At 39.4% G+C, this 12,034-nt stretch carries 10 protein-coding genes; 7 read left to right on the plus strand and 3 right to left on the minus strand.

Annotated features, from left to right (window positions below):
* Positions 1–46: 46 nt before the first annotated feature.
* Positions 47–814, minus strand: a complete 768-nt coding sequence (locus tag CWB62_RS10205) for an alpha/beta fold hydrolase (protein WP_138529168.1) — start codon at positions 812–814, stop codon at positions 47–49.
* Positions 815–1,058: 244 nt separating this feature from the next.
* Between CWB62_RS10205 and seqA the strand changes: the two genes are divergently transcribed.
* The 7 genes from seqA (at position 1,059) to CWB62_RS10240 (ending at position 8,968) form a co-directional block, all read left to right on the plus strand.
* Positions 1,059–1,652, plus strand: coding sequence for a replication initiation negative regulator SeqA (gene seqA / locus CWB62_RS10210; RefSeq protein WP_138529166.1), 594 nt, complete (start codon positions 1,059–1,061; stop codon positions 1,650–1,652).
* Positions 1,653–1,661: 9 nt separating this feature from the next.
* Entirely contained in the window at positions 1,662–3,299 is a 1,638-nt protein-coding gene (pgm, locus tag CWB62_RS10215) for a phosphoglucomutase (alpha-D-glucose-1,6-bisphosphate-dependent) (RefSeq protein WP_058553204.1), read from the plus strand.
* 78 nt (positions 3,300–3,377) lie between these two features.
* Entirely contained in the window at positions 3,378–4,430 is a 1,053-nt protein-coding gene (astE, locus tag CWB62_RS10220; RefSeq protein ID WP_138529163.1) for a succinylglutamate desuccinylase, read from the plus strand.
* 266 nt (positions 4,431–4,696) lie between these two features.
* Entirely contained in the window at positions 4,697–5,911 is a 1,215-nt protein-coding gene (locus CWB62_RS10225) for a thiamine pyrophosphate-dependent dehydrogenase E1 component subunit alpha (RefSeq protein ID WP_058405574.1), read from the plus strand.
* Entirely contained in the window at positions 5,911–6,888 is a 978-nt protein-coding gene (locus CWB62_RS10230; RefSeq protein WP_058405575.1) for an alpha-ketoacid dehydrogenase subunit beta, read from the plus strand. Before CWB62_RS10225 ends, CWB62_RS10230 begins: the two co-directional genes overlap by 1 nt.
* An 8-nt stretch (positions 6,889–6,896) precedes the next feature.
* Positions 6,897–8,462, plus strand: coding sequence for a dihydrolipoyllysine-residue acetyltransferase (locus CWB62_RS10235; protein ID WP_138532853.1), 1,566 nt, complete (start codon positions 6,897–6,899; stop codon positions 8,460–8,462).
* 140 nt (positions 8,463–8,602) lie between these two features.
* Positions 8,603–8,968 (plus strand): DUF805 domain-containing protein, encoded by a 366-nt coding sequence (locus tag CWB62_RS10240; protein WP_058405577.1) that lies wholly within the window; start codon positions 8,603–8,605, stop codon positions 8,966–8,968.
* Between the two features lie 57 nt (positions 8,969–9,025).
* Here the strand turns inward: CWB62_RS10240 and CWB62_RS10245 are convergent, their stop codons facing one another.
* Both CWB62_RS10245 and CWB62_RS10250 read right to left on the minus strand, forming a co-directional pair.
* Positions 9,026–10,198, minus strand: a complete 1,173-nt coding sequence (locus CWB62_RS10245) for a putative manganese transporter (RefSeq protein WP_138527580.1) — start codon at positions 10,196–10,198, stop codon at positions 9,026–9,028.
* Positions 10,199–10,305: 107 nt separating this feature from the next.
* Complete coding sequence (locus tag CWB62_RS10250) at positions 10,306–11,943, minus strand: M28 family metallopeptidase (protein ID WP_138527581.1); 1,638 nt, start codon at positions 11,941–11,943, stop codon at positions 10,306–10,308.
* Between the last annotated feature and the right edge of the window lie 91 nt (positions 11,944–12,034).

Below are 12,034 nucleotides of genomic sequence, written 5' to 3' on the forward strand. Positions count from 1 at the left end.
TCATTTATTTAGTACGTACATCTAAAAACAAGCGATTAAAATAACTTTAATTTTGAATCAAAAAATCACTAATTGCTTTATTAACTGCAATTGGCTTTTGGGCATGCAACCAATGCCCGGCACCATGAATGATTTTTGCATAGGTGTTTTTAAAACGGGTAGTAATTGCTGTACGGTGCTCGGGTAAAATATAGTCAGAGTCATTTCCTTTAATGAAAAGAGCATTACATAAACAAGAATTGTTTTCATTAACGTTTGAGAGTATTTCTGAATATTTTTTATCAATAACAGGTAAGTTAAATCGCCACGTCAAGTTTCCGGCTGTATTTTTAGCTAAGCTTTTTAGTAAAAACTGACGAACTCCTAGCTCATCTATAAAAGGCTGCATTATTACATCTGCATGCTTTCTGTCTTCAATATTTTCAGAGGCAACTGCGTTAAGTGCCTTCAATATCTCAGTATGTCGTGGCGGGTAGGTAACGGGTGCAATATCCAGTACAACTAATTTTTCAATCAATTGCGGTTGAGTTAATGCAAGTTCCATTGCCACTTTACCCCCCATCGAATGGCCAATTATATGTGCTTTGTCTATATTTAAGTGTTGTAGTAACTCCACAATGTCTTTTGCCATAGCAGGGTAATTCATCTCGTCACTGTGAGGTGATAGGCCATGATTACGCAAATCTACATTAGTGACTGTAAAGTTTTCACTTAAAGGCTTAGCAATTACGTTGAGGTTTTCTAAAGAACCAAAAAGTCCATGTATTAAAATAACATTTGGACCTTGCCCAAGTTGCTTATAATTTAGCTTCATACATTGCTCCTACAAATATTGACTTAGTTTGCCGAGCTATACATAAAAAAGCAAAAAATAGTGCCTTTTAAACCAATTTATCAGATAGATCTGCTAAAACTTAACCTATCGATCTAGTAAAACAGGCTTAATCGGGTATGTATGCTTGAAATGATTGGGAGTGCTTGTTGTAACTCGCATTTATTATTGGATTGGGTATAATCAGGCGTGAGAAAAAAATGTGACCCGTAATGACAGGAAGACCATGAAACAAATCGACATAGACGACGAGTTATATCAATACATTGCCAGCAACACGCAAAGTATTGGTGAAAGTGCATCCACAATTTTGCGTCGTTTATTAAATATGAGCGGCGAAAAACAATTAACCGCCGACGTAGAAATAATAAAAAATCAACAATTAACCACTGCATCTGCGGCATCTTCAGTATCTGTTGAGCCAGAGCTTCAACAAGCGGACACTGAGACCCCCAAAACTGTCACACCAGTGAAGCAAAAAAATGCTAACGTTTTTAATGTACTAAATAAAGAAGAACTGGCAATGCAGAAAGGCGTTGTGGGTCGTTTTTTGTTTATTTTAAGTGCATTTTATCGCACTCATAAATCTGATTTTTCGGCTGTGCTTGATATTAAAGGCCGCGACCGTGTTTACTTTGCAACAAGTAAAGAAGATTTAGTAAATAGTGGAAGTAGCATGAATCCAAAAAATATCACCGACAGTGAATATTGGGTTATGACTAACTCTAATACAACACGCAAAAAGATGATGCTTCACGAAGTTGCGCTTTGCCTAGGATACAGTGCAGAGCAAGCTGAAAAAATTCGCGATTACCTGTAAGGAAATATAATGGCTATTCACTCAGGCGCAGGCAAAACTGCACCACAATCGGCACTTGTTAATGTTCCTAAATTAGTTTCGGCCTACTATTTAAATGAGCCAGATTTAGAGCAAAACCCAGAGCATTGTGTTGCCTTTGGTACATCTGGACACCGCGGTTGCTCATATGATGTGAAATTTAATGAATCCCATATTTTAGCAATTACCCAAGCAATTTGTGATTACCGTAAGCAAAACGATATTTTTGGACCGTTATTTTTAGGTAAAGATACACATGCGCTTAGTGAAGCTGCGTTCAACTCTGCAATAGAAGTGCTTGTGGCTAACGAAGTACAGGTAATTACTCAGCAAGACGGCGACTTTACACCCACTCCTGTTATTAGCCACGCGATAGTTTGCCATAACAAACTTAATCCAAATGAATTGGCTGATGGTATTGTTGTTACGCCTTCGCATAATCCTCCTGAAGATGGTGGCTTTAAATATAACCCACCTAACGGCGGGCCTGCTGATACAGACGTAACAAACTGGATTGAAGACAGGGCTAACAAATTATTACTTGAAGATTTAGTTGAGGTTGAATTATTTCCATTTGCTAAAGCTTCTCGTTCAGGTTTTATTCGCTACGAAGATTTAATGACGCCGTATATTAACGATTTAGAAAATATCGTTAATCTTAAAGCGATTAGTGATGCAGGAATTAAAGTGGGCATTGACCCACTAGGTGGTTCAGGAATTAATTTTTGGCCTGTAATTGCACAAAAATACAATTTAGATTTAACCGTAGTAAACGACAGTGTCGATCCGCGTTTTGCATTTATGCCACTTGATAAAGATGGCAAAATCCGTATGGATTGCTCATCACCTTACTCAATGGCTAACTTAATTAAATTGAAAGATGATTTTGATATAGCGATTGGCAACGACCCTGATTACGACCGCCACGGCATTGTTACTCCAGATGGTTTAATGAACCCTAATCATTTCTTAGCTGTCGCTATTGATTACTTATTAAAACACCGCGAGTGGGATAGCAGCGTAGAAATAGGCAAAACACTCGTTTCGAGCTCGATGATTGATCGTGTCGTTGCGCGTAATGCGCGTAAAGTAAAAGAAGTGCCAGTAGGCTTTAAATGGTTTGTTGAAGGCCTTAATAAAGGAAATCTTGCTTTTGGTGGCGAAGAAAGTGCAGGCGCTGCGTTTTTACGTTTTGATGGCAGCGTATGGTGTACCGACAAAGACGGATTTATCATGGGGCTACTTGCAGCTGAAATACTTGCAGTAACCGGTAAAACACCATCAGCGCTTTATAAAGAGTTAGAGCAAGAGTTTGGTTCCCCACTTTATAAGCGTTTAGATGCACCAGCAAGCAGCGCCCAAAAATCGCGCTTAAAAGCATTAAGTGCAGACGATGTAAAAGCCGATACATTAGCTGGCGAGCCTATTTTACAAAAGCTAACTCATGCCCCAGGTAATGATGCGGCCATTGGCGGCTTAAAAGTTGTTACAGAAAACGGCTGGTTTGCTGCTCGCCCATCGGGTACTGAAGATATTTATAAAATATACCTAGAATCGTTTAAAGGCGAAGCACATTTAGCTCTTTTAGAAAAAGAAGCTAAAAAGTTAGTTGACTCAGTAATTAGCTGATACCGCTTAAACTATGTAAAAACGGCTGAATTATTCAGCCGTTTTTTTGTATCTCTCACACTATAAAGGGCTTTTATTATGTCAGCCACACCCGATTATTTAAATTTATTACAATCAACCGGTGATTTTCTAACCATTAGCCGAAATAACGAATGGCATTTAGCGCCTAGCCACTTTATGCTTAAAAATGGTACCCAAGTTAATGTTCACGATACGGGCGTTATTGAGTTTCAGCCTGCGCTCACTACATCAAAAGATATTGTGTTATCAAGTGCCGTACACGGTAACGAAACAGCGCCTATTGAAATTTGTGATGAGCTAATAAAACAAATTATTTTGCAAAAGCTTGAGCTTAAACAAAGAGTGCTTTTTATATACGGTAACCCTAAATCTATTAATATTGGTTTGCGTTTTGTAGAAGAAAACCTTAACCGTTTATTTAATGGCCACCACACAGTTGATGGTATTGAAATGAACGACGAACGTGTTCGAGCGGCAAAACTTGAAGGTTATGTAAGTGACTTTTTTGCTAGAGGCGAAAAGGGCAGTGAGCGTAGTCATTACGATTTGCATACGGCTATACGCGGGTCTAAAAATGAAAAGTTTGCCGTGTATCCATTTTTGCATGGTAAACCATGGAAAAAATCACAGCTACAGTTTTTATTAAGCTGTGGTGTAAATACCGTTTTAATGATGAAGTCGCCAGCAACCACATTTAGTTATTATTCATCGTTTGTACATGGTGCAGATTCGTTCACAGTTGAGCTTGGGCAAGTAAAACCATTTGGGCAAAACGACATGACTCGTTTTGAAAAAACCAAAAAAACGTTAATTGCATTAATTAGTCAAAGTGAAGTTGAATACCCGCATTTTAATGCAAAAGACTTTGAGCTGTTCGCTGTTCACCGTACAATTAATCGCACTCAAGATAATTTTAGTTTCCCTTTTTCTGATGATGCAGAGAACTTTACTGGTTTTGCAAAAGGAGAACTCCTCGCAACAGACGGTGATACTCCCTATTATGCAGACGTTGAAGGCGAGGCCATTATATTCCCAAATGCAAAAGTAGCACTAGGACAACGTGCATTATTAACAGTTGTTCCAATGGAAATAGACAGTAACTTTGTATAATTAAACTCATTAGACCTCTTTAAGCCGCAAGTTAACTCACTGATTACTATAAATTTAAGTAGCTGTATTGTTAACTTGCCACATATTTAACCAATATTTACTTTTGTTTCGTCACAGATTTGTTGAATAACACTTTACGTTAACGTAAAGTGTTGGCAGCTTTAATTAAATATAGTGCAGATATTGCAAAGTTTATTCAGCAATAATCACCCATAATAATAATGTAATAGGGGCACTATGTTACTGACAACAACAGAAGGTAGGTTATGAGTAATCCAAATAACGTATCGCTGAATATTAACCATACGCTTGAATTTATTGACGGCAATGCGCTTAATATTCCAACCCTTAGTATTTTAACTGAGGATGGCGACATTCACCCAAGTGCGACAGCACCCGCTATTTCAAAACATACTGCAATTAAACTTTATGAAACTATGCGTTTTATACGTTTATTAGATGAGCGTATGCAAGGTGCTCAACGTCAAGGGCGTGTAAGCTTTTATATGCAATGCTTAGGCGAAGAAGCTGCCGTTACGGCATCTGCTGCTGCGCTTGATCAAGAAGACATGATAATGGCGCAATACCGTGAGCAAGCTGCACTTCATTACCGCGGTTTTACGCTAGACCAATTTATGAACCAAATGTTTTCAAATGAATTAGATTTAGGCAAAGGTCGTCAAATGCCAATTCATTATGGTTCTAACGAATTAAATTATATGACAATTTCTTCTCCACTTGGCACACAAATACCACAAGCGACAGGGTATGCATATGGACAAAAAGTAAAGCATATAGATGCAAAAACAGGCGAACTTGCAAGCACCATTGACAACGTGACTATTTGTTACTTTGGCGAAGGCGCTGCATCTGAAGGTGACTTTCATGCCGGATTAAACATGGCTGCAGTGCATAAAGCACCCGTGATATTTTTTGCACGTAACAACGGTTATGCTATTTCGACCCCAGCAGATGAGCAATTTAAAGGTGATGGTATTGCTTCGCGTGGCGTGGGTTATGGCATAAAAACAATTAGGGTAGATGGTACAGACGCACTAGCTGTGTTTGCAGCAACGCAAAAAGCCCGTGAAATTGCCTCTACACAAGGCGAACCTGTTTTAATTGAATCAATAGCTTATCGTTTAGGTGCGCACTCTACGTCAGATGATCCAAGTGGCTATCGTTCAAAAGACGAAGAAGCGAATTATAAAACCTGCCCAATAGAAAAATTTAGAAAGTGGCTAGTAAAACAAGAGTGGCTTAACGAAGAAGACGATTTAAAAGCGAAAGAGTCTATACGTGAAGATATTTTAGCCGCCCTAAAGCGTGCAGAAGTAGTGCAAAAGCCTGCTTTAGAGGAATTGGTGTCAGATGTTTACGACACACCTATCCCATCACTTGTTCGTCAATATAATGAACTAAAAGAACATATACAAAAGCACCCAGATGCTTACCCAGTTACTGCAGGGAGAATTAAGTAATGGCTAAAATGAACATGCTACATGCAATTAATTCTGCTCTTGATATAACCATGAATGAACACCCGCAAGCGTGCATATTTGGCGAGGATGTCGGGTATTTTGGCGGTGTATTTAGAGCAACCTCAGGTTTGCAAGAAAAATACGGTAAACACCGTGTATTCAACACGCCTCTAACAGAGCAAGGTATATTGGGTTTTGCCAATGGTTTAGCGGCTTTTGGTGCACCAGCACTAGCAGAAATTCAATTTGCAGATTATATCTTTCCAGCATTTGACCAAATAGTAAACGAGTCGGCTAAGTTTAGATATAGAAGCGGAAACGAGTTTAATGTTGGTAACTTAACTATACGCACCCCATATGGTGGTGGTATTGCAGGTGGTTTGTATCATTCGCAATCACCAGAAGCTTACTTTGCACATACGCCTGGTTTAAAAATAGTCGTACCACGTAATCCATATCAAGCTAAGGGTTTACTGCGTGCAAGTATTAAAGATGACAATCCGGTTATATTTTTTGAGCCCAAACGTTTGTACCGCGCATCGACGGGTGAAGTACCTGAAGAAGATTATTCAATAGAGTTAGGTAAAGCTGAAGTTGTGCAAGAAGGTACTGACATTACAGTCCTTGCTTGGGGCGCTCAAATGGAAATTATTGAAGACGCTGCAAAACAAGCAAGCGAGCAAGGCATAAATTGTGAGGTAATTGATTTACGCAGTATTTTGCCGTGGGATATAGATACGATTGCTAAATCAGTGACTAAGACAGGTCGTTTGGTAATAAGCCATGAGGCACCTATTACAAATGGGTTTGGCGCAGAGATTGCTGCTTCAATTCAACAAGCATGCTTCCTCCATTTAGAGTCGCCTATTCTACGTGTGTGTGGTTTAGATACACCATACCCATTGGCACTAGAGAAAGAGTATGTGCCTGATGCGCTCAAAGTGTTAGCCGCAATTAAACAATCAATGGATTTTTAGGGGATACCATGGCTAAAGATTTTATATTACCCGATATTGGTGAAGGCATTGTTGAGTGTGAAGTGGTTGAATGGCTGGTACAAGAGGGTGATAGCGTTTGTGAAGATCAACCTATTTGCGATGTAATGACTGATAAAGCACTGGTACAAATACCTGCTGTGCACGATGGAGTAATTACAAAGCTCTACCATCAAAAAGGCGAAATTGCCAAAGTACATGCACCCTTGTTTGCAATGAATGTAGCTGGCGAAGAGGCCAGTGTTGAAAAACAACAGCCCAGTAATGCACCACAAAGCAACAATGGTGCAACTGAACAATTAGAAGATTTTATTTTACCAGATATTGGCGAAGGGATTGTCGAATGTGAAATAGTCGACTGGTTAGTCGCCGAAGGCGATGAAATTGAAGAAGATCAGGCTGTTTGTGATGTAATGACTGATAAAGCCCTTGTGCAAATACCAGCAAAATACACAGGTACTGTTCAAAAGCTTTATTATCAAAAAGGTGAAATAGCTAAAGTACATAGCCCATTGTTTCAGATGACTATTGCTGGAACTGCACCTAAACAAAATATAGATGTAAACCAAGCCGTAGTAAAAGCGCAAACAAATGCAGCAGAGCAAGCAGCACCAGTAAAAGTGAATAAACCAGTAAAAGTGGTCAACACAAAAGCGGTTGCATCACCGGCTGTTAGACGTAAAGCCCGTGAGCTTGATGTTGATTTAACACAAGTACCGGGTAGTGGTAAAAATGGACGTATCTATAAGCAAGATATAGAAGAGTTTATTAAAGGTGAAGTACCAAACAGTATTGATACGTCACCACTTAATGCCAATGTAGTAAACACAGAAAGTAAAACGCAGACCCCTGGTGTGCGTGTCGAGCCAATTAAAGGCATAAAAGCGGCGATGGCAAAACAAATGGTTGCTTCTGTTTCAACGATTCCACATTTTACATTTTGTGATGAAATAGATTTAACAGACCTTATTGCACTAAGATCTTCAATGAAGGAGCAGTATAAAGCACAAGGCGTTAAACTCACTATGATGCCTTTCTTTGTTAAAGCCCTTTCGCTTGCGATGAAAGAATTCCCGGTTCTTAATTCTAAAGTAAATGAAGATTGCTCAGAACTTACTTATTTTGACGATCATAATATTGGTATAGCCGTCGATTCTAAAATTGGCTTGCTGGTACCAAATATTAAGTCGTGTCAAAGTAAAAATATTGTTGATGTGGCCAATGAGCTTACACGGCTAACTGAGTCTGCTCGCGAAGGGCGAGTACCACCTGAAGACTTAAAAGGCGGTACTATTAGCATTTCAAACATAGGTGCAATTGGCGGCACAATTGCCACGCCAATTATTAATAAACCAGAAGTTGCCATTGTAGCGCTTGGGAAATTGCAACACCTACCACGCTTTGATAAAAACGGCCATGTTGTAAGTAAGGCAATAATGCAAGTTAGTTGGTCTGGCGACCATCGCGTTATTGATGGCGGAACAATTGCTCGCTTTAATAACCTATGGAAATCGTACTTAGAAAATCCGTCGGCAATGATGATGGCAATGAGTTAAAAATTAAACTTATAAAAAACCAGCAGTTTGCTGGTTTTTTGTTTTAAAAGAGCCTGTTTTTATTTAAGATACAAGTGTTGCTAGAAAGTAATAAAACTAACCCCGTTAGGGAATATAAAAAATAACACTAAGGAAATATTATGGAACATTATATGAATGCACTGCGTAGCTACGCAGATTTTTCAGGACGTAACCGCCGCAAAGCATTTTGGATGTTTTACTTAATCAACCTTTTGATATCTATAGCTCTGGGCCTGGTTGATGAGCTGATGGGCGTAGCTGTGATTGGCACTATTTATAGCCTAGCATTGTTAATACCTCAATTAAGTGCTGGCGCACGTCGTTTACACGATACTGGTCGCTCTGGCTGGTGGCAGTTACTTTGGTTAGTGCCAATCATAGGTTGGATTGTATTAATTGTATTCCTTGCACAAGACTCACATGAAGGCGAGAACGATTATGGCCCTAATCCAAAAGAGTTAGCTGCAGAACCTGCTGCTGTATAAAGTAAAGTTTTAACCTAAAAAAGCTCAGCGTTCGCTGAGCTTTTTTATGCCTAAAATTTAATACGAAATAAAATATAAACCATAGCCAACCCCCAGAGCAGGAAGTGCTGTATATAAAGTGGCTATTATTGCGGCTTTTGGGGCTAACGCAATTGCAGGAAATAACGCATCTCCGTCGTTTGAAATTGCATTGGCTGTTAAAGCACTAAATGGAATGATGCCCTGTATATAAAGCGTGGTGACAATTATTTGCGGCCCACAACCTGGTAAAAAACCAATGAATACAGCAATCAGCGGTGCTAAATAAGCGTAATGGGCAAACCATGTTTTTAAATCAAGTCCGGCTACATTTACGAGTATTTCAAATAACATAAATGATGCCACTACCCATGCAGTCACAAAGTGTGTGTCTTGGAGCACTTTAATCACTTTAGAGGGTGGATTACACTCATCCTCCTCACTGGTAATTTGTTTATATGTTTCGCCTTTAGACGAGTAAGCCCATACCGTGACAATAAACAGAGCCATGCCCGCACCAAAAAAATGTATACCAGTGTTTGTGTACTCTCCAAATTGATTAAAGTCCACTTTAAATGCGATTAAAAACGCGATGATTAAACTTGGAAAAATCGCCAACATCCAAATAGGCTTACTGACTCTGATAATGTGGGTAGGCAATATTTTAACTTGGCGCGTTTGTTCTGTTAAAGAAGGGCGTAAAAAGTCGTGTTTATGAACTGTATTAACAACAGCACCACATATTGTTCCAACAACTAATCCTATAGCCATTATTACAGCGCCCTCAGAAGGGCGTGTAGCTAAAAGTAAAAATGCAGCATCGCCCATTGTCGCTGTTAGTACGGCAACAATTGCACCAAAGCTTGCTTGGCCTTTGGTAAATTGTGTAACCACTATTATAGCGCCCCCGCAGCCGGGTAAGGCACCTAGTAAAGCCGCAAAAAAGACCTCTAATGCCGGTGACTTGGCACTTAGATAACTAAGCTCCAATTGAGGTAAACGCTCAATAGCGAAGTAATAAATCAGTAACGTAGCAGCAACAAATACACTGACTTGAAAAAACGCGTCGCTTAGTGCGGTAATGGCAATATCACGAAGTGATGGCACAGCAAAGCATATCAACAAAAAAAGAGGGAGTAATAAACGTTTATTTTGGCTAACAAAGCGTTTTGAAGCGGGCGTAATTAGTCCTATTTGTACTATCGAGGTCATACAGTGTTACCAATTTAATAAACAGGGTAACACTGTATATTTTTAGTAAATGATAATCAATATCATTTGTTTATTTAAATCGATTACTCACTTTGAGTTTTTCGATGTTAAATTTTAGGCTGTTTGCGTTGAAATTCTGAGTTTGTATTCCAAGTAGGCCATTGCTTTTGCTCAGAAATATCAAAACCGACTTTATAAAATAATTGTAAGTCTTGAACAGCGCCCGATAAATCCCACTCATCGCGGTAACGGTCACAAGGCTGGTGGTAACAGCCGCGTAATACTAAGCTCATTCGTTTACGATAATTGGCTGTTTCTTCATCCGCTGCTTGTGTACCACCACCAGCGTACATTGCAGGTATGCCCATGTTAGCAAACGCAAAATGATCAGAACGGTAATAACCACCCGACGATGGTTTAGGATCGCCCGATAAAGTTCTGCCTTGATCTTTTGCTGCATTCGCTAAAAACTCATCCATTTGAGACTTACCAATGCCTACCACGCTCATATCTTTCACTTTGCCTAATAAATTTAAGCTGTCCATGTTGATATTAGCAACCGTCTTGTTTGCGGCAATAACAGGGTTTGCGGCGTAATACTTAGAGCCAAGTAACCCTTGCTCTTCTGCGGTTACTGCTAAAAATGTCATTGAGCGGCTAGGGTGCTTAGGTAATTTAGTAAATGCCTCTGCAACTTCTATTAAGCCTGCAGTACCCGTTGCGTTATCGTGAGCACCGTTATAAATTTGGTCACCTTTGCGGCTTGTATCTGTGCCTAAGTGATCCCAATGCGCTGAATATATTACATGCTCATCTGGCATTTCGCTGCCCGGTAATGTCGCAATAAAGTTGTAAGACACTGACGTTTTAATTGTATTGCTGACATTAACAGATGCGGTTAAATCACCCATATCAACATTATAAGCACCTTTAGCAGCATTTTGTTTAACGGTATCAAAATCTAAACCAGCTTTACTGAAAAGCTCTTTAGCTACATCAGTTGTTACCCAGCCTTCAACAGCAACGCGATCCATATTGTTGTTTTCTTTTTGAAAACCAAATTGCTCGCCACTCCACGAGTTCTCTACAACCGACCAAGGGTATGAAGCGGGGGCTGTTTCGTGAATAATAATAGCGCCTGCAGCACCTTGGCGACTTGCCTCTTCATATTTGTATGTCCAACGACCATAATAAGTCATGGCATCGCCGGTAAATAAAGCTGGATCTTTAGTTGCAAAACCAGGGTCGTTCACAAGCATGACCACGGTTTTACCTTTCACGTCAATTCCTTCGTAATCGTTCCAGTTATACTCTGGTGCATTAACGCCGTAGCCTACAAAAACAAGCTCAGAGTTTTCAATGCCTTCTTTTTCACTAATGCGGCTACTGCCCATAACCATGTCTTTTTTGTATTGGTAATCTTTGCCACCAATTGATAAAACCATATTTGAATCAGCTTCAAGTGATACAAGTGGTACTTCTTGTAAAAAGCTATTTCCATTGCCAGGCTCAAAACCCAATGCTTTAAATTGATTTGTTAAATAATCTAATGTTAGCTTTTCGCCCGGTGAAGAAGGTGCACGACCACCAAATTCGTCAGATGCCAATACTTTTATGTGTTTTGCTAACTCATCGGCTTTAATACTGTTATAGCCATTGGTAACATCTGATGGAGTAATGCTTGTTGTTGCACAGCCAGCTAAAACAGCGCCAGCAAGGAGTGTAAGAGAAAAATTGCGTTTCATATTAACTCGATTATTGTTTTAAGATTAAATTAGTATATTAACTTCTATTAAGTAGGGCTAGTTTTTGCGGTAAACTGTTACAAAATTAAAG

This window comes from Pseudoalteromonas sp. S408, from assembly GCF_005886645.1.
In the GTDB taxonomy this organism is placed as follows: Bacteria; Pseudomonadota; Gammaproteobacteria; order Enterobacterales; family Alteromonadaceae; genus Pseudoalteromonas.